Raw genomic sequence first — 23,234 nt, forward strand, 5'->3', positions numbered from 1 at the left:
AAACTGTGAGCTGTTTCAGCAGCAACCACGGGTTTTAAGAAGCGGCTCACAGAGTGCTAATATGCCGACCCCTGATTCACTGCCGTGAAGCTTATGCCCATGCCCCAATTCACCCGCCAGCATATCGAGGCCATGGCCTCTGCTGCGACCTTTCAGCGCGGCGAGCGCTACTTTCAACAGCAGCGTGTCAAAAGCTTTCGGCCGCTGTCTGAGGACGAAGTCATGGCCGATATTGAGGGCACACAGCGCTATCAAACACTACTGCGCTGGTACCGTGGTCGGCTGGAATCCGTATGCAGCTGCCCAGTGCAACATAACTGCAAGCACGCCATCGCCTTAGCATTGACCTGGCTTGAACAAGACGTAGACCCTCTGCTGCAAGGCCTGCCTCGCGAGCTAGAGCAGTGGTTGAGTAAGGCACCGACGGAGCGATCCAGTGCGCCGCTGGCCTCTGGCCGCGACCATATTCTCTATAGCTTTACCCAAGTTCATGGGCAGGTACGGTTAGAGGTATATAAAGGCTATTTAAAGAAAAACGGCGAATGGAGCCGCATTAAGCGCTACACCCCCAGTCACCTGAGTGACTATATGCATCCGGAGTTTCTGGCACCTGAAGACATTGATGCCCTGCGGCTGCTGCAAGCCACATCAAGATCGCAACTCATACTGCAAACCCCTAACGATTATCTGGCGCTGCAAATTCTGTTGCCGACTGGGCGCTTGCGCTATAGCAATCAGCCGGTCGTGTCTGGCCCAAGCCGGACGCTGGACTGGCACTGGCAACAACAAGCGCAAACCTATCAGCTGCAGGCAGAGGTCAGCGGCTGCGACGATTTCTGGCTGATTGCCACCGAACCGCCGTATTATCTGGATTTGCAAAACGGCCAGCTGGGGCTGCTGCAATCGTCATTTAACCCAGCGCAAGTCCGCCACCTGCAGCAAATGCCCGCCATGACCGCCGAGCAACTACAACAGGCCATCATACCCATGCGACGTCATTACCACCGCGATCAGCTTTCCCTACCCATCGATGAACCCGAGCTGAACCACTGCAATACGCCAGAGCCGTGCTTAACGCTGACCAGCCATGCCTGGGGCGACGAAAGCTACCAGCCTGGGGCACGTTTGACCTTTATTTATGCTGGCCAAGAATTCCCATCTTGGCAGCACACTGGCAGCGGCCAAAGCTGGCACTCGCATGAAGGCGAGCAATGGTGCATTCAGCGCGATTACGATCGGGAAGATGAGCTTGCCGACGAGCTAATACACCTCGGACTCTTCACCTTCGACGGCGAAGTATGGCTGGCCCAGGCGCATGACCTACACGCTGAGCTGGCCATGTGGCAGCAGTTTATCGCCGACAGCGTGCCGCAGTTACAGCAACAAGGCTGGCATATTCGCGGTCTCGACGATATGAACACCACCCCGATTCAGGTCACTCCCAAGGTCACTCTGCGCGATGACGACGGCCACTGGTTTGACTTTGCCCTATCGTTGCCGGTGGGCGATGAGTTGTTTTTGGATACCCAGCAAGCCATCGATATTTGGCTCGAACAAGGCCAGCCCGAGCAACTGCTGGTGCCCACCGACGATGGCCTGGTGCAAATCGACGCCAGCCCACTGCAACAACTGGCCCAGCTCATCACCGAACTGCACAGCAGCAAGCAGCTCAACCAGATCAACCGCTTGCCAGCGTTTCAACTGAGCCGCATGAGCGACCTGCCCGAGCTGGACGAACGCCAGGCTCCGCAAGCACAAAAACTGCGTCAACAGCTGCAGGACTTTAACGGCATCGAGCAACATGGCCCAGTGCAGGGCCTACACGCCACCCTGCGCCCCTACCAGCAAGAAGGGCTCGACTGGCTGCTGTTTTTGCGCCGCTACCAGTTTGGCGGCATTCTTGCCGACGACATGGGGCTGGGCAAAACCCTGCAAACACTGGCGCTGATTCAAGCACTGAAAAATCGCGGCGAGCTGGACAAGCCCGCCCTGATTGTTGCCCCCACCAGTTTGATGAGCAACTGGCAGCACGAAGCCAGCCGCTTTACCCCAGAACTCAAAGTCACCCTGATTCATGGCCCGGAGCGCGACGACGCTTTTGGCCACATCAAAGACAGCGATCTGGTACTCACCAGCTACCCATTGCTGGTACGCGATGCAGCGCGCTACCGCAAACGCCGCTTTAGCCTGCTGATTTTGGACGAAGCCCAGAACATCAAAAACCCACTCACCAAAACCGCCAAGCAAGTACGCCAGCTGCAATGTGATACTCGTCTGTGCCTCAGTGGTACGCCGCTGGAAAACCACCTCGGTGAACTGTGGGCCTTGATGGATGTTGCCCTGCCTGGCCTGTTGGGCGGGCGCAAATCGTTTCAGCAGTACTACCGCACCCCCATTGAAAAACACAGCAACTCCCAGCGTCAGCAAGAATTAGCCAAACTGGTCGCCCCCTTTATGCTGCGTCGCACCAAAGAAGAAGTGGTAAGTGAACTGCCAGCGAAAACCGAAATCGTGCAATACGTCGAACTGGGCGGTCAGCAACGCACCCTGTACGAAAGCATTCGCATGAGCATGCAAAAGCGCATGCAAGAGCTGATCGCCAGCCAAGGCATGGAGCGCAGCCATATTCAGTTTCTCGACGCCCTACTCAAGCTGCGTCAGGCTTGTATTTCTCCGGCTTTGGTTAAGCTCGACCAGGCCGCCAAGGTCAAGGAGTGCGCAAAATTTGAATGGCTGCAACAGCAACTGCCGCAACTGTTAGAAGAAGGCCGCAACATACTTATCTTCTCGCAGTTCACTCAGGTGCTGGGGCTGATCGAAAGCCAACTCAAACAGCAGCAAATTACCTACAGCAAGCTCACCGGCCAAACACGCAAGCGCCAGCAAGCCATTGAGCGCTTTCAAAGCGGTGACGCGCGCGTCTTTTTAATCAGCCTCAAAGCCGGTGGCAGCGGCCTGAACCTGACCGCCGCCGACGTGGTGGTTCACATGGACCCTTGGTGGAACCCAGCGGTCGAAAACCAAGCGACCGACCGCGCCCACCGCATCGGCCAAGACAAACCCGTGTTCGTCTACAAGCTGGTCGCCAGCGACACCGTCGAAGAGCGCATCCAACAAATGCAGCGCGATAAACAAGCCCTGGCCGATCAACTGTTCGACCACAGCAACGCCGCCGGCCTGCCGCAAAACAGCGAGCAGCTGCTGGCCCTGCTGGCGCCTTAAAGCCAAGGCAGCGGTGGGGTGAGTGACGATTCAGAAAAACGGCACCGGTGGATTTAAACTAACCGGCCAAAGGAAAAGGCCCTATGCAAGATAACCCGGCAAGACAGCTTGCGCGCCAATACATCAGTGCGCGTCAGCAACATGCTGCGTGGCGGCAGAGCGGCGCGCTAGACCCTCAATGACTAAGTGGCTCTGTCGCCAACAAGCGACATTCACGACACTCTTATGTCGCTTTTTATCAAGCTCACACCCCCCTATTTTTACGGCAATATTGATTTATTACGACAGATGTATGCCGTAATAAGTCAAAACCACACAAAAATTAATGTCGTTTAGCCTCAATTACCGCCGTCATCTCCTCCCTATACTGCGGCCCTCGCAACCAAGGCATGATGAGGTAATACAATGCATAACAAGCAGACTCCCTGGCATGCCCAGGACCCAGAACAAGCGCTGACCCTGCCATCACGTTATTTTTTTGACAAAGATATTTTTGCGCAAGAACAGCAAGAGATATTCATGAAAGCCTGGCACTTTGGCTGCCATGTTAATGAGTTGAGCGAGCCCGGCGCTTACGTTGTACGGGATATTTTTGACCAAAGCGTTATTTTAATGCGCGATAAAGACGGCGAAATTAATGCCTTTCATAATGTTTGCCAGCATCGCGGCAACCGCCTGTTGACCGAAACCCGCGGTGTACAAAAAGGCACCATTCGCTGTCTGTATCACTCTTGGTGCTACGCCCATAATGGCGATTTGCGTGCAGCCCCGCGCAGCCAAAATATCAAAGCATTTAATGTCGACGACTTTCATATCCCTAAGGTGCGTTTACAGGTATTTGCTGGCAGCGTTTATTTTAATTTTGACGCCGATGCAGAGGATATGAACACCCTGTTCCCGGGTGCCGAGGATGCTATTCGGGCGGCAATTCCGAAGCTCGACGACATGCGACTGGTGCAGGAAGACGACGTTATCGTACCGGCTAACTGGAAAGTGATTATGGATAACTCCATTGAAGGTTATCACTTTCAATTATCCGGCCCGCACCACATCGACTTGGCCTCATTAATTAATTTCTCTGACTACAAGCTGCGCTGCTTCGACAACTGGTGGACATACGGCGCACCGCCAAACTTTGATGCCAAAGAAGCCTACGGCGTGGCGCTCGACCGCCAAGCAGAAGAAGGGGATGGCTTCTTTAATATCGGTTTATTCCCCCACAATACTTTTTATCAGTTCCCGTTCTCGCAGTGCATGGGAACCTTCATGATGATTCCGCTGGATGCTGAGCGCACCATCTTGCGCTTTGGCTACTACAGCCCCTACGAACAATTGCCAGAAGTCACTCAAGCCAGCATTCAATGGATGAATGAAGACCTAGGGCCGGAGGATATTGACCTCAACATCACGGTTCAAAAAGGCCTGCATTCACTCGGTTATGACCAAGGTCGCTACATGATTGATGCCGCTCGCAGCAATGAAAGCGAGCACCTAGTGCTGCATTTCCACCGGCTGGTCTATCAAGCGCTGCACGGCCAGTCAGCGACGGATTAACAGGAGAACCGCATGACTGCTCAGCAGTATGACTACATCATCGTTGGGGCAGGATCGGCTGGCTGTGTGCTAGCCGATCGCCTGAGCGCCAGTGGCCAGCAGCAAGTGTTGCTACTCGAAGCGGGCCCACGCGACCGCTCTTGGACCATTGATATGCCGGCAGCCATGGGGGCCGCTATTGATGGCCCACATTTTAACTGGCACTACTGGTCTGGACCTGAGCCCTATCTGAACGGTCGTCAGATTGCCACCCCGCGCGGCAAAACTCTGGGCGGTTCCTCCTCTATCAACGGCATGGTGTACATTCGCGGCCATGCCCGCGATTACGACGCCTGGGAAGCCGCCGGCTGTAAAGGCTGGAGCTATCGACATGTGTTGCCCTATTTTCGCCGCAGTGAAAGCTACGCTGGGGGCGCTGATGACTATCATGGCGCCGACGGCCCCTTACACGTCAGCCAGGGAGACCCATCGGACCCTCTGGCCAAGGCCTTTATCGACGCCGGTCAGCAAGCTGGTTATCGACTCACTGATGATTTTAACGGCTATTGCCAAGAAGGCTTTGGCCGCGTCGATCGCACCACATTTGCCGGTAAGCGCTGGAGCACCGCTCGTGGCTACCTTAGCCGCGCGACCGCTAGGCCCAATCTCACGGTTCATACCGGTGCGCTGGCAGAAAAAATCCTGAGCGAAGGCAAGCGTGCCGTTGGCGTGCGCTACCGCCAAAATGGCCAAGCACGGGAAGTGCACGCCCGACGCGAAGTGCTGCTGTGTGGTGGCGCCATCAATACGCCACAACTGCTACTGCTCTCGGGCATTGGTCCACAGGATGAGCTACAACGCTGGCAAATTCCCGCCGTGCACACCCTCGATGGGGTTGGTCGCCGTCTTAGCGATCATCCGGATACTGTGGTCGCCTTTCGCTGTCGTAAGCCAGTTTCTAATGCCCCGCTCACCCATGCACCGCGTAAATGGTGGGTAGGCATGCGCTGGTTTATTAACCAAACCGGCCTAGCTGCCAGCAATCAGTTTGATGCCGGCGCCTTTATTCGCTCAGGGCCGGGCGTCGAACACCCAGACCTGCAGCTCACCTTTATGTCGTTGGCCGTTGAGCCCGGCACGGTTGAAAGCCTGCGCGAGCACGCCTTCCAGATTCATATCGACTTGATGCGCCCTACCAGCTTGGGACGCTTGCGTCTAAACGGTACCGACCCTAACCAAGCACCCGAAATCGTCTTTAACTATTTGGCCAGCGAGCGCGATCGCGCCGACATGCGCGCCGCCGTGCGCTTGGTGCGCGAAATTGTGCAACAACCGGCGTTTGATGCGTTGCGCGGCGAGGAGATTTCCCCTGGCCTGCAATGCCAGAGCGACGATGAGCTCGATCTCTGGGCACGGGATACCATGGAAACCGGCTACCACGCCGCTGGCACCTGCAAAATGGGGCCTGTCGACGATCCTGAAGCCGTCGTAGCACCCGACTTGACTGTGCATGGCATGCAAGGACTGCGGGTGGTGGATGCTTCCATCATGCCGGTGATTGTTAGTGGTAACACCAATGCGCCGGTGATCATGATCGCCGAAAAAGCCAGCGATATGATTTTGGGCCATGACCCCCTGCCAGCCTCGGACGCCGATAGCTGGATTCACCCAGACTGGCAGCGCAGCCAGCGTTAATATGACGAGGTCTTTATGAGCACCCGCCTGAACTTAACGCTGCAACGCAGCCAAGCCCTGACGGAGCGCATCTACGAGCTGGAGTGGGCGAGCAGCGATGGCCGCCCACTGCCACAAGCGCAGGCCGGCGCGCATTTAGAGTTCTATCTCCCCAACGGCTTGGTACGGCACTACTCGCTGCTCGACGACGGTCACAACGGCGTCTATCGCATTGGCGTTTTACGTGATCCGCAATCGCGTGGCGGCTCCGATTGGCTCACGCGCCAGCCGGCCGGTACCCAACTGGAGGCTTCCGCACCGCGCAATCACTTTGCCCTCGACGACAGCCCGGGCAAGCAACGCGTACTGCTCGGTGCTGGCATCGGCATCACGCCGATTGTCGCCATGGTTCGAGCGCTGGTAGCACGCGGGGAGCGCCCCCAACTGCACTATTTGGTGCGTACCGCCGATGATGCCGCCTACGCCGATGAGCTGTCGCAATGGCTGCCAGAGACACACTGGCAGTTGCACCTGTCTGAACCGCACGGCGCCGTCGATCCAGCCAGCCTGATTGACACTGTCACGGCCGATACCCAGGTGTATGCCTGTGGTCCACAGGGGTTTCTTGACCGTCTGGAGCAAGCAGCGCAGCAATGGCCAGCTGGGGTGCTCAGATTAGAGCGCTTTCGCGGCGACAGCGATGCCGATAGCCGTACCACACAGGCCTGCGAGGTGGTGCTACAACGCAGTGGCAAAACCCTGCTGCTGGCGCCGGGCGAGTCCCTGATGGCGGCGCTACAGGATGCCGGTGTTGCGCCCCCGACCCTATGTGGCGAAGGCGCTTGCGGCACTTGTGCCGTCGGCATCATTGCCGGCGAGGCGGAGCATGCCGACGTGCTGCAAAGCGACGCCGAAAAACAGTGTCACGACACCCTTTACCCCTGTGTATCCGCCCCCAAAGGGCAGCGCCTGGTACTGGATTTATAACGACAAAGCCCGGCCCAAGATGCCTGGCATCACCATGACCGCAAGATTTGAGGAGCAACCATGTACTTAAGCCATCAAGACTGGCAAGCCAAAGCCGCAGCACTGCAGGCGGACGGCAATGCCTGGATCGACGGTCGTCGCTGCCCAGCAGCCAATGGCGACACGCTGGACTCTATTAACCCCATGACTGCACAGCCGGTGGCCAGCATTGCCGCCGCCAGCGAGCAGGATGTGGACATCGCCGTGGCGGCGGCGCGACGCAGCTTTAACCAAGGCGACTGGTCACGCGCCGATGCCAGCGAGCGGCGGCGTATTTTATTGGCCATCGCCAGCCAGATTCGCGCCCACCGGCACGAACTGGCATTGCTCGACTGCCTAGAAGTGGGCAAATGCATCAGCGATGCCCTCGATGATGTCGAAGAAGCCGCCGTCTTATTTGACTGGTATGGCGAGCTGCAAGACAAGCTGTTCGATCAGGTTGCTCCAGCGCCCAACGGCGTACAAGCCACAGTGGTGCACGAGCCTTTGGGTGTCATTGGTGCGGTGGTCCCTTGGAACTACCCCCTGCACAACGCCGTGGTCAAACTGGCACCAGCGCTGGCCGCTGGCAACAGCGTGGTACTCAAACCGGCGGAAGAATCATCGCTATCGGCACTGCGTCTAGCCGAGCTGTGCCGTGAGGCGGGCTTGCCAGATGGCGTGTTGAATGTGGTTCCTGGCTTGGGCCCAGTCGTTGGCGCAGCCATGGGACGCCATATGGATATCGATGCCATTGGCTTTACCGGCTCCACCGAGATCGGCAAGCGCTTTATGGTGTATGCCGGTGAATCCAATATGAAACCTGTATGGCTGGAGTGTGGCGGCAAAAGCCCACATCTGATTTTTGAAGACTGCCCCAACCTAGACGCCGCTGTGGATGCCGTGATTGCCGGCATTTTCACCAACGCAGGCCAAGTGTGCTCGGCGCACTCACGTTTGCTATTGCAAGACGGCATCGCCGATGCCTTTGTGGCCTCTTTAGTTGATCGCATCTCGCGCTTACAGCCCGGCGATCCGCTCGACCCTGCGACACGCTTAGGCCCCCTAGTCAGCCAGGCGCAGTTTGACAAGGTGTGCCACTACCTCGACACCGGCAAGCGTGAGGCAACACTGCAATGTGGCGGTGAAGCGCTGCAAGTCGCCGGCGGCCAACTGTTTGTTGCTCCCACCGTGTTTGATCGTGTTGGCCCAGATCAGCGCTTGTTCCGCGAGGAAATCTTCGGCCCTGTGCTAACTATCACTCGGTTTAGCAATGAAGATGAGGCGGTCGCCTTGGCCAACGACAGCGACTACGGCCTCGCAGCTTCCGTCTGGACCACGTTACTCAGCCGCGCTCATCGCCTCACTCAGGCGCTGCAAGCTGGCACCGTGACGGTGAATGGTGTCGATGCCGTAAGCCCACAAACACCGTTTGGTGGCATGAAACAGTCTGGTATCGGACGCGATTACGCCCTGTCAGGTCTGCACAAATACATGGCGCAGAAAACCTGCTGGATTCACTACCAACTGTAAGGAGTTGCTATGCCAAGTCGTCACTTAGGCAGCCCACGCGAACAACTGGCTTGCGCCTTTCGCTGGATGGCGCGACTGGACATGCACGAAGCCGCCGCCAATCACTGCAGCCTGGCCACCAGCGATGACGGTAGCCGCTTCCTGATCAACCCAGCGGGTTATCATTTTGCAGAGCTGTGCGCCAGCGACCTGCTGGAAGTGGACGCTTGGGGCGAGCCCGACCCACGCCTCGACCCAACGGCCTGGTCGATTCACGGTGCGCTGCACCGACTAGGCCATCAGGTCGGCTGCGTACTGCATGCGCACAGCCAATACGCCACGGCATTGGCCTGCCTAGAGCAACCGCAACTGCCGCCACTGGAGCAAGCGGGGATGCGTTTTTTTGAGCGCATCAGTATCGACCGCGGCTTCGATGGCATGGGTCTGGAGGATGAAGGTGAGCGTCTAGCACAGCAACTCGGCGCTGCCGATATCCTGCTGATGGGCAACCATGGTGTCATCGCCACCGGCGTCGACGTAGCCACCGCGTTTGATAATCTTTATTATTTTGAACGCGCCTGTCGCTACTACCTTACCGCTCGGGCCAGCGGCTTGCCCTTGCGCCCCGTAAGTGATGCCGTGGCGCGCAAGACCGCCGCCCAATGGCAACAGTACTTGGCAGACGGCTTCAGCCATGACCACTTCGCCGCTCTGATGCGCCTACTGGACCGCGACGGCGACCCGTTCCGGAGATAATCACCCCATGGCCTCAAGTTCCGCCGTGCACCGGCTTGGCATTGTGTTGCTACCGCAGTTTTCCTTTGCTGGGCTAGGCGCATTGCTGGATGCGCTGTTCATCGTTAACTGGCTGGCGCGTGAACAGCGCTTTCGCTGGCAGCTGCTAGGTAGCCGCGACAACACACCCGCCTCCAACGGCGTCAGCCTCAGTACCGACAGTGACTGGCCCGCCGCCAACAGCCTCGACAGCGTTTGGGTGCTGGCCAGTTTTGAAACCAAAGCCCTGCGAGATGATCGCCGTCTCAGCCAGTGGTTGCGCCAATGTGCCGCAGCTGGCGTGCCGCTGGCCGGCATTGAAATGGGCAGCGAGGTGCTGGCCGCTGCTGGCCTACTGGACGAGCAGCCCGCTGCCGTGCATTGGGACAACCTTGAGGCCTTTCGTGAACTCTACCCCCAAGTCGACGCCAGCAGCCAACTCTACAGCCTGACTTCGCAGCGCTTGACCTGTGCCGGCGGTACCGCAGTGCTCGACTTGGTCATGGCCTGGTTGCAACAACGCATCGAACCGGCGCTGTTAGAAGAACTCCGCAACCACCTGCTCGAACGCCGCCAGCGCTCGGCCGAGCAGCCACAACTTAGCCATGCCCCAGAGCGCCAATTACAGACCTCGGCGCAAGTGCGCCGCGTTATCCACCTGATGCGCCGCCATCTGGAAACCCCGCTCAGCAGCAGCGCCTTAGCCGATGGTGTGGGCTTATCTGTGCGCCAGCTGGAGCGTCGTTTCAAACACGAAGTCGGCGTTACCCCCATGCGCTATTACCTGTGGCTGCGTATGACGCGCGCCCATCGGCTACTGCAACAAACCGATATGAGCGTGGCTGAGGTCGCCAGCAGTGCCGGCTTTGGCTCACTCGAGCACTTCTCCCGCGCCTATCGCCGCTTCTTCGACCGCGCCCCCAGTGAAGACCGACTGCAATCCGGCGATGCCCCCGCCGTTATGCCGGCACAACACTGGCCAGGCGAGATGTAAGGGTTACAGCTCAACCCGCTGGCAATGATTTTTCAGCACCCGTATGCAGGCAACCGATTATCGAGCAACTTAGAGGTGGGCCATCGTCTGGCCGCTACTGTTAGCCATTGCTATGATGCAGCTCTTCCCTTTGGCCCCTGGTGACGTACGATGCCCTCCCCAGCCATTTCACCGGCGCAAACCACACAGATTATTGAGCAACTGCAAGCCATTGCCGACCTAAAGCTGGTGTACCTGTTTGGCTCCAGAAGCCAGCATCAAGCAACACAGCACAGTGATTGGGACATTGCCTTTCTGGCATCCACCCGACTGACCAACACCGAGCGCTGGGAGCTGGCCCAGCAACTGGCCATCACCTTGGGCAGTGATGTTGACTTGGTCGATTTATCCCAAGCATCAACCGTGCTGCAACTACAAGTGGTGACTCAAGGTCAGCTGCTGCTGGGCAGCCAGTATGATGACGATGCGTTTGCCGTGCAGGTGTACAGCATGTATGGCGATTTGCAGGAATCTAGGCAGGCCATTGTGCAAGCGTTTCTCGAGGAGGTTAAAGATGAATGATGTTGTTTTGAACAAGTTGGCTAGGATTCGTCGCTGCTTACAGCGCCCCATTGGGGTCAGAACTTAAGTTCTGACCCCGAAACATAGGCGCAGCCCGAGAGGATAACCCCTCAGGCATCCTGCCTTCGGCCCTGCGGGCGCCTGCGGCGGGTTCAATGGCTCCCAGCCACTGGTCGAACCTGAGAGTTTGAACCAAGTCGCTCAAGCAGGCACAAAAAAACCCTCATATCCCCACTGCATGCAGTTCGAGGAGCTTTACTACCGGGGTCAGAACTTAAGTTCTGACCCCGAAACATAGGCGCAGCCCGAGAGGATAACCCCTCAGGCATCCTGCCCTCGGCCCTGCGGGCGCCTACGGCGGGTCCAATGGCTCCCGGCCATTGGTCGAACCTGAGAGTTTGAACCAAGTCGCTCAAGCAGGCACAAAAAAACCCTCATATCCCCACTGCATGCAGTGGGGATATGAGGGTTTTCTATGGCCCGCCCGAGAGGATTCGAACCTCTGACCTCTGCCTCCGGAGGGCAGCGCTCTATCCAGCTGAGCTACGGGCGGAAAACGGACAGCCACCAAGGCCGATGCCGTAAGGTGCCGGATTATATACACTTTTCTCAGCGGCTCCAACCGCATCCGCACATGGGTGGCTATGGCAGAGGCACTGCGCTCGGCTGTGCTATGGCGCTCTTCAGTGGGCTAAACCCATGTTTGCGGATTTTTCTACAACAGCACCTATGGATAACTCAGTACCCGTTCTGGATGTCTGACGCACTCGTGCAAAGCTGTGCAAAATTACTCAGAGGAGCGCAAGAGTAGGTCCAGCGCTCGCCTCCTTTTGATGATTACAGCCTGGCCATTTCGGCGTTTAAGCGCGTGATATCTGCCTGATAACGCTGCATTTCTACCTGATAACGGGTGGTAATGGCTTGCATTTCAGCGCTAATGCTCGACTCCCATTGAGCCCCCGCCAAGTTATTGTTGGCACGGCTTTTCTTGGCCCGCAGCACTCTTAGTTCGCGATCCATGTTGGCTTGGGCTTTATCCAAATCGCGGTACAAGCGTTTTAACTCTCGCTTGATCTCAGCACGGCGGTTGTCTGCCTTCATTTGCTGGTAGATTTCATTGCCCTCCAGCGATACCGGCTTAGGCTGACTGTCTGCCGACGTCTGTCTGATCTTATAGCTTCGTGTAGACTGCTGCACCTCACCTTGGCAGGGGCGCTGCTGAAATGTTTTTTTGCCGTCACTGGCCGTGCAGACATACATCTGCCCTGCTGCCACAGGTAAAGCGATAACCGCCATTAGCGTAACTGCCACGCGCATAAAAAACTCCTTAAAAATGCTAGTAGTGCTTGACCCCATCCGCATGAGACGAGCAGACAGCGTTCCCCTCTCTCCCTGTCGTCATTTTCTCTTGATCCTGCTGTATGCCAATGCTGCATAAAAACACATGTCGCCAAAAGTGACATATGAGCGCCGTTGTTACCTACATCGTCGTGAAATGCAGCCGTCACACATAAAGCGAACGAATCTTGGTCTTTGCTGCCCTGTTGTTTGACTGTGACTACCAATGAGCTAGGTGCACGAATAGCCCCAGCTCATGGGGATTGTTAGCCCTATGGCAGCAACACACCCGACTAACTACTTACGCGTTTTGTGACGAGGTTGGCTGAACCAGTGTTTGCTAGCGACATTGGTGCGTGTTTCCCGCAATTAGTAACTCTTATATCAAAATGCACCACTTTGGTGCCCTAGCCGCTAGACAGCATGGGTGCTGGACAAAAGCGTGAGATAGGCAGCACTTTTTTTACTAAACGGCGCATTTTGTAGCTACTTCGTAGGCAGTAGTTTTGCTAGTATTCACGCCATCCACCACTAGGGTTTTATCGGACGATCTCCAATGCCTGACCCCGCACTTTCAATGGTCAACCAGCGCAACCCGCTGCACCGACCTGCTTCGTGGTTGAATACGCGCCAACAACGCGGCAATACCACCGAGTTATTACAAGAATACGACCTCAAGCAAGCTGAGTTGCGCGCCTATGAAACGCAGGTGTTGCAGCAAGAGAATCAGGCACGTCAAGAGGCAGGCCTACCGCCCATTGAGTTGCAGGGTGGCCCACGTAAGCGGCGCTATAGCCGCCGTATTAGCGGTGTTTGTTATTTGACGCTGACGACCCTGGCGCTCAGTGCGGCGGCCATTGTTATCTGGTTGGTGTAGCTCGCGTTTCGAATTAACTTTTACCATACTGCGCATGGTTTCAACGGGCCACCCGAATTCTCTGGCGAGGTGTGCCGCTCAAGCAGTGGTGGCTCCACTGGCTAGATGCAGAGCAAAGCCGAAGGCTTAAGGGTGCCTGCCCAGAGGCCTGCTTTGCTTCTCTCTGCTGACCCAATTATCATCCCCGCCTCTTTGGTCTGGCGCAGGCTCGCTATGTTATCGGTCAATCAACTGGCGTTACGCACATCGCTGCCAGTGTTGTTTGGTTATTTGCCCTTGGGGGCGGCATTTGGGGTGTTGTTTGCCGAACTTGGGCACCACTGGCTGTATGCGACGGCAATGGGGCTGTTTATTTACGCTGGTGCGGGTCAGTTCTTAGCCGTTGGCCTGCTGGCAAACCAGGCAGCGCTAACAGAAATGGTTATTGCCACGCTGCTGTTAAACGCACGTCACCTGTTTTATGGCTTGTCGCTGCTGAATCGCATCCGCAGTCGCGGTTGGCGACGCTGGTATCAGATTTTTAGCCTGACCGACGAAACCTATTCCTTGCTGTCTTCTACCCGAGCGCCTCAGGGCATAGATGAAGGACAGTTGCAGCTACGCATCGCTGCCTTCAATCAGATCTACTGGGTATTAGGCTGTACTTTGGGCGCTTTTATCGGCTCACAGGTGAGCTTTTCTACCGCAGGTATCGAGTTTGTACTGCCGGCACTGTTTATGGTGCTTGCCATTGAGCAATATCACAGTATTCGTGAGCCGTGGCCGTTTTGGTTGGCGCTGAGCATTGGTTTGGGAACTTTGTTGCTCATCAGTCGCGAGCATATGTTGCTGATCGCTATTCTTTTAAGCTTGTGCGTGCTGTTGTTACAGCGCGCCGGTAGGAGTTGAGATGGAGTCGTTCCTGTATTTGAGCAGTGTGATCGCACTTCTGGCCTTGGCAACCTTTGCCACTCGGCTGCTGCCGTTCGTGTTGCTATATAAAGTGGCCGACCACCCGGTATTAACTCATTTAGGGCGCTATTTACCCGCCATGGTAATGGTGTTGCTGGTGCTATACGCCATTAAACAGGACGTTACGTTCAGTACCGATATTCTGGCCCCCACCGCTTGTCTGGCACTGGTAGCTCTGTTGCATGTGCTGTTTCGCCAAGCATTACTGAGTATTGTGGCCGGCACGGCGGCTTATATGACCTTGGTGCAAATGGGATGGACAGGATAAATAAGATGAAACAAATCATCGCTACAAGCTTGCTATTTGTGCTGTTGCTGGCACTCGGCGGCTGCAGCGCGTTGCAATCGACCGGCATGCCCGAGCAAGTAACACCTGTTAGATCGTTTCAACTCTCCAACTACCTAGGGCAATGGTACGAAATCGCGCGCTTACCGCATTCCTTTGAGGAGGGGCTTATCGATGTTACCGCGACCTATTCCTTACGCGACGATGGCGGCGTCAGGGTGATTAATAGGGGTTTTCATCAGCAAGATAACGAGTACCAGCAAGCCGAGGGCAAAGCGTATTTTGTAGGCGCAACCGATACCGCGCATTTAAAGGTGTCTTTTTTTGGGCCGTTTTATGGTTCTTATGTGGTGTTTTGGCTGAATGGCCAGCGTAGCTATGTGTCTGGCCCCAGCACGGACTATTTATGGCTACTATCGCGCACACCACGCATTAGCCAAGCCGAGTTAGCGCATTTCAAGCAGACTGCCCGTGAGGCCGGCTTTGATCTGCGAAACTTGATTGTTAACCCAGGCAGCGTCCGCCAACAAGCCGGGGAATAACTCGGTAGCCACCAGAGGCTAATGCGCCGATACCAACCGGCTGCTCTGTTATTCTAAGTCCACTGAAGTGGTGACACCCAACTGGGCTCTGGCAGTTGCGTTTACTCTGCGACTGCCGCCAAAATAATGCATGAACAGCCTATTATCCGTTTTAGTCAGTTGCCCCCAGCGCCGCTATCAGTTTGCGGCGCAGCTCACCTCGCCGCAGGATATTAATCCAACCCTGCAACACAGCATTCGCCGTTATCGCGCCCAAGCACATCCTGAACAGGTACAATTGCAGCGCTGGGTCATGCAACGGTTGCTAGATAAACAACAACAATTACAGACGCAGCAACCACATTGGACAGGGGCTCACTGCCTGAAAGCAGCACGTGAACTGCTGCAAGCCCAAGCCGGCCAGCAACAAGGACTGTATGGCATTGCCGACCATGTCACCTTAAGTGTCGGCATTGAAAATGGTCCAGATGCGTTTTTTGTCGATGTGGATAACTTTCCCGTGCCTTGTCCGCCTCTGCCGGCGCTGCAATGCCGGGATTTATGGCTGCGCATGTTAGAGCTTAGGGAAACCTTTACTGGCATAGATCTTGGCAATATTTGAGCGCCCGCCGCAACGTTAAGGAAAGACTTATGCAACGACTATTCATGCCTTTTATCACGGCCGTACTGCTCACTGCCTGCGGTGGCGGCAGCAGCTCTAGCTCAGATTCTGCCACGACACAACCAGAGCCAACACCTACGCTGCCTGAGCCCGTCAACCAGATCACGCCACAGCAATTAACGGCGGCCTACAAATCACAGTACAGCCACTTAAACGTGAGCCAGGAAGGCCATTGGTGCGTTATCGAACGCACGTCAGATGGCAGTTCCATTCAATTGGCCAGCAGACCGTGGCAAGAAGGTTGGCAACAACAACTGCACTGTTACAGCGGCGAGCAACAGACCTGGCAATATCAACCCGCTAACGCCATTTTGGTCGATATCGCCCTAACCGATGCCCAGCAGCTGATCGTACTGGAAGCACTGCCAAGCGCAGCCGATAACGACTCCTCTTTTACCGCCTATGAGTTACGGTTAAGCCGTTATTCTTTGACCGGTGAACTTCAGCACCAGGCTTGGCTACTGCATCCGCCGAGCGAAAATGACCTTGCTTACTACCATTTTGAAGTCGGCCAGTTGGTGCGCACCGATTTTCGTTATGCCAGCGTTGATGATCGCCCTCAACTGTCGGAAAGCACCTTAGCCCAGCTTGAGTACCGCAACGGCCAGTTGTATTTATTGGCCCATACCTATGGGGTGCAGCTCTACCAACTGCAGGACGATTTCACCATTGGTTGGAGTCGCCAGGTAATGCCGGCCTACAGCTGGCTATGGCAAACCGTACTCACCAACATCAGCCGCCTAGCGGTGCACGAGGATGGCCGCCTTGCCGTGGCGTTTGAGCTGTACGAAAACGACGACCTCACCATTCTTAACACGCACTTTAATACTCAGCTAACCGACCCAGGCGAAGGCTCAGATACCGGCGTGGCCATTTATGATGCCAACGGCCAGCTTTTGCAACGCGCCGTTGTTGGCGTGCCAGATCAAAGCGAGTCGCTGGTCAATGCCGTGTGGCAGCAAGATCAGCTGGTGCTGGTGAGTAATAGCCGAGTGGCCAAAAATAACGCCGCCGCAGGCAGCACCGAGTGGGATGTTGCACTGCAAATCCTAGATGGCGCTACGGCGCAGCTGCAAAGCGCGCATTTATTGCATTTTGACCAAGAAGATGCCCTGCTCGACGCCACCGTCTCCGCCGATGGCCGCTTATGGCTGGCCGGCATCAGTGGCTATAAACAGGTCGATAGCAACAGCCAGATCAGTTACGGCTATGGCACCGTCTTAACGCTGAACTCAGAGCAACAGCTGCAGCCAGTCGTCACACTGGACCTGCCACGTAACTCTATGGTGAGCGGCATCGAGGCGGTGGGCGAGCGCTTGTATTATCGCTACGACTTCGATGGCTCCATTACCCACACCTGCGATGGCGACGACAATGCCACGCTGTGCGGATTAAAGTCGGGCATCGACAGCGTTGTAATGCCACAGCCTTAATTTTTGCTAGGCGTGACAGTTTGGCCTGAACTGTCACGTCTATATGGCATGTTTTTTATAAATCAGCCTAGCTGGTATTAGTACCTACATACTCAGTAAAAACAACATTATAAAAAAATATTTACACCTGCTCTTATAAATATTTTTCGCATAAAAGGCTGAATACGTCTCGACTAATCACGTCTGCGAGCATGAGTTGTCTAACCTCCTCCTCCCTGTAACGTCTATTTTTTTCAAGCCAGATTCCGTTAATGACCCAAGTCATGACGGCAAACTCGCGAAGTCTTATATCGTAACTATGCTCAATCACTGCTGCTGATTTATCTGCCACGAAAATAAAAGACAAATCAATCAGTAAAAAACAAAAGCTGGCCACAGATGCCAGTAGCGAGGAGTCCAGAGACCAATCGAAGCGTGTTGGCTCTGTAAACGATCGGAGGAGTTATGAAAGGCTTTCGTTTTCCGACAGCATTCACCATTTTATTCGCGCTGATTGCGCTGATGGCCGCCCTCACTTGGGTGGTTCCCGTTGGCCAATACGAACGCGTCATGAACGAAGAATTAGGTCGCGAAGTGCCCGTACCGGGCAGCTTTGAAGCGGTGGAATCCAACCCCCAAGGCTTGGCAGATATCGCTCTTGCGCCCATTAATGGTTTTTATAACAGCGACAGTTATGAAGCCGGCGCCATTGATGTCGCCTTGTTTGTGCTAATGCTTGGAGGTTTTTTAGGCGTTGTGAACGCCACCGGTTCCATCGACCACGCCATTCAACGCATTATGGACGTATTCGCTGGGCGCGAGCAGTGGCTCATTCCCATTCTGATGGCGTTATTCGCTGCTGGTGGCACCATTTATGGCATGGCAGAAGAGTCGCTGGCATTTTATGCGATTTTGATTCCCATCATGTTGCGCGCCGGCTATGACACGGTCACTGCCGTGGCAGTCATTATGCTGGGTTGTGCCATCGGCACCCTCGGCTCCACCATTAACCCATTTGCCACCGTTATTGCCTCGGATGCCGCTGGCATTGCCTTTACCGAAGGCATGGGCCTGCGCTTTTTAATTTTGGGCGGCGGCTGGCTGATCTGCGTGATCTACGTCATGCGCTACGCTGCACGCGTGCGTGCCGATATCAACCATTCCTTGGTGAAAGACAAACACGAAGAAAATAAACAGCATTTTCTCGGCAGCAGTGAAGACCGTCACTCGCAGGAAATGACCCTCAAAGAAGACTTAACCTTGGTTATCTTTGCCGCGGTTTTCGCCATCATGATTTGGGGCGTTGCCGTTGCTGGTTGGTGGATGGCAAAAATGGCAGCACTGTTTATTGTCGGTGCCATTGTCGTTGGCCTAGTCAATCGCATGAAAGAGCAAGACCTAGTCGATAACTTTATTGACGGCGCACGTGACTTATTAGGTGTGGCATTAATTATCGGCTTGGCCCGCGGCATTGTCGTCATCATGGAGGCCGGCCACTTAAGCGATACGGCTCTGGCTTGGTCTGAAGATATAGTCTCAGGCTTATCGCCTGTTGTCTTTATTAATGTCGTTTACTGGATCGAAGTCGCCTTGTCTTTTCTTGTGCCTTCGTCTTCTGGCTTGGCCGTACTGAGCATGCCGATTATGGCACCCATGGGCGATTTTGCCGGTGTTAGCCGCGACCTGGTAGTGACTGCATTTCAATCTGCCAGCGGTCTGGTCAATATGATTAACCCGACCTTTGCTGTGGTGATGGGTGGCTTGGCCATTGGTCGTGTGCCTTACGAAACTTGGTTGAAATTTACCTGGCCGTTGCTGCTGATTTTGACCATTTTCATTATGGCGGTACTGAGCCTGGGTACCATGCTCTAATTTTTTTAAGGTGTTAATTATGAGTAAATTAATGGGCGCCAATTCCGAAGTTGGCAAGTTAAAAACAGTCATGGTGTGCACACCAGGTTTGGCCCATGAGCGCCTGACGCCCACCAACTGCAGTGACCTGCTGTATGACGACGTTATCTGGGTCAAGCGCGCACGCGAGGACCATCGCGACTTTGTTGAAAAAGTCCGCGATCGCGGCGTGAACGTATTGGAAATGCACGAGTTACTGGCAGAAACCGTCGCTTTACCCGAAGGCCGGCAGTACATTCTTGACCATAAACTCACTGCCAATATGGTGGGCGAAATTCTTAAAGACGAATTTCGTGGTTGGCTTAATGAGCTAGCACCCCAAGATCTGGCCAAGTGCTTAATTGGTGGTGTTTCCGCCGCAGAAACGCCCTTTATGCACGATAATATTTTCGCTCGCTACACCAATGAAGAAGCGTATTTAATCGCACCGCTGCCTAACACCACCTTTACCCGTGATACCAGTTGCTGGATCTACGGTGGCGTCACCCTGAACCCAATGTTCTGGCCCGCGCGCCGGCAAGAAACTTTATTGGCGGCAGCGATTTATAAATACCATCCATTCTTTGCCGATAAGGATTTCAATATTTGGTGGGGCGACCCAGATGAAGACCATGGCTTGGCTACCTTAGAGGGCGGCGATGTCATGCCCATTGGCAATGGCTGCGTACTGATTGGCATGGGCGAGCGCACCACCCGTCAGGCCGTGGGGCAAGTGGCCAAATCCCTGTTTGCCGCCGGTGCTGCTGAGCGTGTGGTTGCCTGCCAAATGCCGCGTTCACGCGCCGCCATGCACCTAGATACCGTGTTCTCATTGTGCGATGTCGATAAAGCCACGGCCTACCTAGAAGTGTGCGATCAAATTCATTGTTTCTCGTTGCGCCCAGGTAACGACGGCGGCTTGGAGTTAACCGAAGAAAAAGCACATTTGTTTGATGTGGTCGCCAATTGTTTGGGCCTAGATAAGTTGCATGTTGTTACCACCGGCGGCGACGCCTGCGAGCGCGAGCGCGAGCAGTGGGATGACGGCAATAACGTGGTGGCATTAGAGCCAGGTGTAGTCGTGGCCTACGACCGCAATGTGTATACCAACGATTTACTGCGCAATGCCGGCATTGAAGTCATCACCATTAACTCGGCTGAGCTGGGCCGCGGCCGTGGTGGCGGCCACTGCATGACCTGCCCAATCGAACGTGAAGCTATTACATTTTAATTCACTTTATGCAGGCCGAGCCTGCATGAAGTTAGCAATGGGGCGAAAGCCCCACGGAGGTTTACCATGGCGTTTAACTTACGCAACCGCAGCTTTTTAAAACTGATCGACTTTAGCCAGCGCGACATGATGTTTTTGCTGGATTTGGCGCGCGATTTAAAACGCGCCAAATATGCAGGCTCGGAAGTACAGCATTTAAAAGGCAAAAACATTGCGCTGATTTTTGAGAAATCCTCAACTCGTACTCGTTGCTCGTTCGAAGTCGCAGCCTATGACCAAGGTGCCAACGTGACCTATCTTGATCCGACTGGCTCACATATGGGTAAAAAAGAGTCGGTACGCGATACCGCTCGGGTGTTGGGCCGCTTATACGACGCCATTGAATACCGTGGCTTTGGCCAGGTCATCGCCGAGCAACTGGCGGAGCACGCTGGAGTGCCGGTTTTTAATGGCTTAACCGACGAATACCACCCAACACAAATGGTCGCCGATTTAATGACCATGCGTGAATACAGCAACAGCAAGCCATGGCATGAAATCAGCTACTGCTACAGCGGTGATGCACGCTCTAACATGGGCCACTCACTGATGATTGCTGGCTGCTTGATGGGCATGGATGTACGCATTGCCGCCCCCAAAGAGTTATGGCCAGAGGACGAATACATCGCCGCCGCGCGCGAGTTGGAGCAACGCTACAACGCCAAACTTACCCTCACCGAAGATCCGCAAGAAGGCGTTAAAGGCGCAGACTTTGTACACACCGACGTGTGGGTGTCTATGGGTGAATCCGACGATGCCTGGCAACAACGCATCGACTTGCTCAAACCTTACCAAGTCAATGCCGAGTTAATGGCTGCTACTGGCAACCCAATGGTGAAATTTATGCACTGCTTGCCAGCATTCCATAACTTAGAAACCGAAGTGGGCCGAAAAATTGAAGAGCGCTTTGGCTTAAGCGCCATGGAAGTGACTGAAGACGTATTCGAGTCGCCCGGAGCCATTCAATTTGAGCAAGCTGAAAACCGCATGCACGCCATTAAAGCGCTGCTGGTTGCTACCCTAGGCCAATAAAAAGCCGGAGGCGTTATGAGAATTGTTGTCGCCCTCGGGGGCAATGCATTGTTACAGCGCGGCCAAGCGCTGAATGCCGTAAACCAACGCGATAATGTGCGCCAGGCGGTTAAATCCCTAGCCGCTGTGCATGCCGAGCATGAACTGGTCATTGCCCACGGCAATGGCCCACAAGTCGGCTTACTGGCGTTAATGGATGCCGCTTATGAAAGTGGCTCGGCCTTTCCGCTGGATGTATTGGGTGCAGAAAGCGTCGGCATGATCGGCTATATGATTGAGCAGGAGCTGGGCAATGTGGTGCCCAAAGACGATCATATTGTAACCCTGCTCACACAAATTGCGGTGGATGCCAACGATCCAGCCTTTCAAAAACCCACCAAGCCCATCGGCCCTGTGTACAGTACCGAAGACGGTGAAAAGTTAGCCGCAGAAAAAGGCTGGTCTTTGGCTGCCGACGGCACGGGCGTGCGACGCGTTGTGCCCTCGCCCAAGCCGCAGCGCATCATTGAAATCGACACCATTCGCATGCTGGTCGACAAAGGCGTGATTGTCATTTGTGCTGGTGGCGGTGGCATTCCAGTGAGCTTTGATGAGCAGGGGCATTTGCACGGCGTGGAGGCCGTCATCGACAAAGACCTGGCCAGCGGTTTGCTGTCGAAGCAGCTGGATGCTGATGCTTTTATCATGCTCACCGATGTGCCGGAAGTCTGCGTTGATTTTGGCACGCCAGACCAGCGCTCCATTCGCCGCGCGCACCCTGATGCACTACTAGAAATGGACTTTGCCGCCGGCTCAATGGGGCCGAAAGTGCTGGGCGCCTGCGAATTTGTGCAAAGCACTGGCAAAATGGCAGCCATTGGTCGGCTAAGCGACTTGGCTGATATTCTCGCCGGCAAAGCAGGCACAGTAGTTACGTTGGAGGCCAATGGCATCGAGTACGCTTGAGGCCCAGCGCTTTAAATCAGATGTTTGGAGTCAGGTCGAAAGACCTGACTCCTTGCTCGCCAGTCTTTTCATATACTGAACCACCTCTTGTTGACGCTGCCCCTCTTGCTGCAAGCCCTCCAACAAGGCGGCAAAATCCTCCGACGATTTATTTTGGCTGTACTTAAACTGCCCTTCGATCTGTTCAACATCAATAAAAACGCCCACCACAGCACGGCAGAGCTTTTCAATGTAATCGGCCGGTGCATCAGACAACTGCCAAGGTTTTTCTTGCCCCTGATTTTCAAAATGCTGGGAAAGATCGGCTAAAAAAGCAGTAATTTCTTCATCATCGTGCTGATACGTAATGCGGCCACGCACATGCACGGCGGAATAATTCCAAGTGGGTACGGCCTTACCCGTCCGCTGTTTCGAGGGGTAATAATTGGGGCTAATGTAGCAATCCGGCCCAGTAAAGATGACCAACACCTCGCTGCCCGCAGGGCACTGCTGTCACAAAGCATTGCCGCGATTAATATGCCCCTGCAGCTGCAGCGCCTCGCCGCTATGGCGGACGATAAGTGGCAAATGATGCGCGCTTAGGCCTTCGCTGCTGTGCGCCACCAAGGTGCCTAACGGCTGCTGCTGAATCAGATCCAGCATCAGCGCCTGGTCCGTGCTACGAAAAGAAGAAGGAATATGCATACACCACTCCAGCGAGAAAACGCCAGAGTAAAGCCGCCGTGCAAAGTGCGCTAGCCACAGTCACAAGCGCT

The 23,234-nt window shown here is 55.1% G+C and carries 19 protein-coding genes, 1 tRNA gene and 1 pseudogene; 18 read left to right on the top strand and 3 right to left on the bottom strand.

Annotation, left to right across the window (positions count from 1 at the left end; genetic code table 11):
• Window positions 1-99 precede the first annotated feature (99 nt).
• The 8 genes from IE090_RS15330 (at window position 100) to mntA (ending at window position 11,275) form a co-directional block, all read left to right on the top strand.
• Window positions 100-3,222 carry a DEAD/DEAH box helicase gene (locus tag IE090_RS15330; RefSeq protein WP_189389686.1) on the top strand — a complete coding sequence of 1,041 codons (3,123 nt, stop codon included), beginning with the start codon at window positions 100-102 and terminating at the stop codon, window positions 3,220-3,222.
• Between the two features lie 405 nt (window positions 3,223-3,627).
• Complete coding sequence (locus tag IE090_RS15335; RefSeq protein ID WP_189389688.1) at window positions 3,628-4,776, top strand: aromatic ring-hydroxylating oxygenase subunit alpha; 1,149 nt, start codon at window positions 3,628-3,630, stop codon at window positions 4,774-4,776.
• A 12-nt stretch (window positions 4,777-4,788) separates the two neighbouring features.
• Entirely contained in the window at window positions 4,789-6,450 is a 1,662-nt protein-coding gene (locus tag IE090_RS15340) for a choline dehydrogenase (protein WP_189389690.1), read from the top strand.
• Between the two features lie 15 nt (window positions 6,451-6,465).
• Window positions 6,466-7,416 (top strand): PDR/VanB family oxidoreductase, encoded by a 951-nt coding sequence (locus IE090_RS15345; protein ID WP_189389692.1) that lies wholly within the window; start codon window positions 6,466-6,468, stop codon window positions 7,414-7,416.
• Between the two features lie 60 nt (window positions 7,417-7,476).
• Window positions 7,477-8,967: an aldehyde dehydrogenase gene (locus tag IE090_RS15350; protein ID WP_189389694.1), complete on the top strand. Its 1,491-nt coding sequence runs from the start codon at window positions 7,477-7,479 to the stop codon at window positions 8,965-8,967.
• 9 nt (window positions 8,968-8,976) lie between these two features.
• On the top strand, window positions 8,977-9,702 hold the full coding sequence (locus IE090_RS15355; RefSeq protein ID WP_189389696.1) for a class II aldolase/adducin family protein: 726 nt from the start codon (window positions 8,977-8,979) through the stop codon (window positions 9,700-9,702).
• A gap of 7 nt (window positions 9,703-9,709) precedes the next feature.
• Window positions 9,710-10,714 carry a GlxA family transcriptional regulator gene (locus IE090_RS15360; RefSeq protein ID WP_189389698.1) on the top strand — a complete coding sequence of 335 codons (1,005 nt, stop codon included), beginning with the start codon at window positions 9,710-9,712 and terminating at the stop codon, window positions 10,712-10,714.
• Window positions 10,715-10,864: 150 nt separating this feature from the next.
• A complete protein-coding gene (mntA, locus tag IE090_RS15365; protein WP_189389700.1) occupies window positions 10,865-11,275 on the top strand; it encodes a type VII toxin-antitoxin system MntA family adenylyltransferase antitoxin in 411 nt (136 codons plus the stop codon).
• 476 nt (window positions 11,276-11,751) lie between these two features.
• Here the strand turns inward: mntA and IE090_RS15370 are convergent.
• A tRNA-Arg gene (locus IE090_RS15370) sits at window positions 11,752-11,828 on the bottom strand.
• Between the two features lie 284 nt (window positions 11,829-12,112).
• Window positions 12,113-12,592, bottom strand: coding sequence for a DUF4124 domain-containing protein (locus IE090_RS15375; RefSeq protein WP_189389702.1), 480 nt, complete (start codon window positions 12,590-12,592; stop codon window positions 12,113-12,115).
• A 577-nt stretch (window positions 12,593-13,169) separates the two neighbouring features.
• Between IE090_RS15375 and IE090_RS15380 the strand changes: the two genes are divergently transcribed.
• The 10 genes from IE090_RS15380 (at window position 13,170) to arcC (ending at window position 22,479) form a co-directional block, all read left to right on the top strand.
• The gene (locus IE090_RS15380) at window positions 13,170-13,490 is read left to right on the top strand and encodes a hypothetical protein (RefSeq protein WP_189389704.1); all 321 of its coding nucleotides are present in this window, start codon (window positions 13,170-13,172) and stop codon (window positions 13,488-13,490) included.
• Between the two features lie 213 nt (window positions 13,491-13,703).
• Window positions 13,704-14,378: an AzlC family ABC transporter permease gene (locus IE090_RS15385; RefSeq protein ID WP_189389706.1), complete on the top strand. Its 675-nt coding sequence runs from the start codon at window positions 13,704-13,706 to the stop codon at window positions 14,376-14,378.
• Between the two features lies 1 nt (window position 14,379).
• Window positions 14,380-14,709, top strand: coding sequence for a branched-chain amino acid transporter permease (locus IE090_RS15390; protein WP_189389708.1), 330 nt, complete (start codon window positions 14,380-14,382; stop codon window positions 14,707-14,709).
• 5 nt (window positions 14,710-14,714) lie between these two features.
• The gene (locus IE090_RS15395) at window positions 14,715-15,269 is read left to right on the top strand and encodes a lipocalin family protein (RefSeq protein ID WP_189389710.1); all 555 of its coding nucleotides are present in this window, start codon (window positions 14,715-14,717) and stop codon (window positions 15,267-15,269) included.
• Window positions 15,270-15,399: 130 nt separating this feature from the next.
• Window positions 15,400-15,870: a hypothetical protein gene (locus tag IE090_RS15400; protein WP_189389712.1), complete on the top strand. Its 471-nt coding sequence runs from the start codon at window positions 15,400-15,402 to the stop codon at window positions 15,868-15,870.
• Between the two features lie 29 nt (window positions 15,871-15,899).
• Entirely contained in the window at window positions 15,900-17,363 is a 1,464-nt protein-coding gene (locus IE090_RS15405) for a hypothetical protein (RefSeq protein ID WP_189389713.1), read from the top strand.
• A gap of 444 nt (window positions 17,364-17,807) precedes the next feature.
• Window positions 17,808-19,214 (top strand): YfcC family protein, encoded by a 1,407-nt coding sequence (locus IE090_RS15410; RefSeq protein ID WP_189389715.1) that lies wholly within the window; start codon window positions 17,808-17,810, stop codon window positions 19,212-19,214.
• 19 nt (window positions 19,215-19,233) lie between these two features.
• Entirely contained in the window at window positions 19,234-20,463 is a 1,230-nt protein-coding gene (arcA, locus tag IE090_RS15415; RefSeq protein WP_189389723.1) for an arginine deiminase, read from the top strand.
• A gap of 66 nt (window positions 20,464-20,529) precedes the next feature.
• On the top strand, window positions 20,530-21,534 hold the full coding sequence (gene argF / locus IE090_RS15420) for an ornithine carbamoyltransferase (RefSeq protein WP_189389725.1): 1,005 nt from the start codon (window positions 20,530-20,532) through the stop codon (window positions 21,532-21,534).
• A 15-nt stretch (window positions 21,535-21,549) separates the two neighbouring features.
• Window positions 21,550-22,479 (top strand): carbamate kinase, encoded by a 930-nt coding sequence (gene arcC / locus IE090_RS15425; protein ID WP_189389726.1) that lies wholly within the window; start codon window positions 21,550-21,552, stop codon window positions 22,477-22,479.
• 30 nt (window positions 22,480-22,509) lie between these two features.
• Here the strand turns inward: arcC and IE090_RS15430 are convergent.
• Window positions 22,510-23,163: pseudogene (locus IE090_RS15430) on the bottom strand (FMN-binding negative transcriptional regulator).
• Between the last annotated feature and the right edge of the window lie 71 nt (window positions 23,164-23,234).

The organism is Bacterioplanes sanyensis (genome assembly GCF_014652515.1).
In the GTDB taxonomy this organism is placed as follows: Bacteria; Pseudomonadota; Gammaproteobacteria; order Pseudomonadales; family Oceanobacteraceae; genus Bacterioplanes; species Bacterioplanes sanyensis.

Excerpts from the sequence above, each read along its gene's own strand:
- argF (WP_189389725.1), top strand. The coding sequence starts at position 20,530 with ATGGCGTTTAACTTACGCAACCGCAGCTTTTTAAAACTGATCGACTTT.
- IE090_RS15385 (WP_189389706.1), top strand. The coding sequence starts at position 13,704 with ATGTTATCGGTCAATCAACTGGCGTTACGCACATCGCTGCCAGTGTTG.
- IE090_RS15350 (WP_189389694.1), top strand. The coding sequence starts at position 7,477 with ATGTACTTAAGCCATCAAGACTGGCAAGCCAAAGCCGCAGCACTGCAG.
- IE090_RS15405 (WP_189389713.1), top strand. The coding sequence starts at position 15,900 with ATGCAACGACTATTCATGCCTTTTATCACGGCCGTACTGCTCACTGCC.
- IE090_RS15390 (WP_189389708.1), top strand. The coding sequence starts at position 14,380 with ATGGAGTCGTTCCTGTATTTGAGCAGTGTGATCGCACTTCTGGCCTTG.
- IE090_RS15355 (WP_189389696.1), top strand. The coding sequence starts at position 8,977 with ATGCCAAGTCGTCACTTAGGCAGCCCACGCGAACAACTGGCTTGCGCC.
- arcA (WP_189389723.1), top strand. The coding sequence starts at position 19,234 with ATGAGTAAATTAATGGGCGCCAATTCCGAAGTTGGCAAGTTAAAAACA.
- IE090_RS15400 (WP_189389712.1), top strand. The coding sequence starts at position 15,400 with ATGAACAGCCTATTATCCGTTTTAGTCAGTTGCCCCCAGCGCCGCTAT.
- IE090_RS15340 (WP_189389690.1), top strand. The coding sequence starts at position 4,789 with ATGACTGCTCAGCAGTATGACTACATCATCGTTGGGGCAGGATCGGCT.
- arcC (WP_189389726.1), top strand. The coding sequence starts at position 21,550 with ATGAGAATTGTTGTCGCCCTCGGGGGCAATGCATTGTTACAGCGCGGC.
- IE090_RS15410 (WP_189389715.1), top strand. The coding sequence starts at position 17,808 with ATGAAAGGCTTTCGTTTTCCGACAGCATTCACCATTTTATTCGCGCTG.
- IE090_RS15335 (WP_189389688.1), top strand. The coding sequence starts at position 3,628 with ATGCATAACAAGCAGACTCCCTGGCATGCCCAGGACCCAGAACAAGCG.
- IE090_RS15330 (WP_189389686.1), top strand. The coding sequence starts at position 100 with ATGCCCCAATTCACCCGCCAGCATATCGAGGCCATGGCCTCTGCTGCG.
- IE090_RS15380 (WP_189389704.1), top strand. The coding sequence starts at position 13,170 with ATGCCTGACCCCGCACTTTCAATGGTCAACCAGCGCAACCCGCTGCAC.
- IE090_RS15395 (WP_189389710.1), top strand. The coding sequence starts at position 14,715 with ATGAAACAAATCATCGCTACAAGCTTGCTATTTGTGCTGTTGCTGGCA.
- IE090_RS15360 (WP_189389698.1), top strand. The coding sequence starts at position 9,710 with ATGGCCTCAAGTTCCGCCGTGCACCGGCTTGGCATTGTGTTGCTACCG.
- IE090_RS15375 (WP_189389702.1), bottom strand. The coding sequence starts at position 12,592 with ATGCGCGTGGCAGTTACGCTAATGGCGGTTATCGCTTTACCTGTGGCA.
- IE090_RS15345 (WP_189389692.1), top strand. The coding sequence starts at position 6,466 with ATGAGCACCCGCCTGAACTTAACGCTGCAACGCAGCCAAGCCCTGACG.
- mntA (WP_189389700.1), top strand. The coding sequence starts at position 10,865 with ATGCCCTCCCCAGCCATTTCACCGGCGCAAACCACACAGATTATTGAG.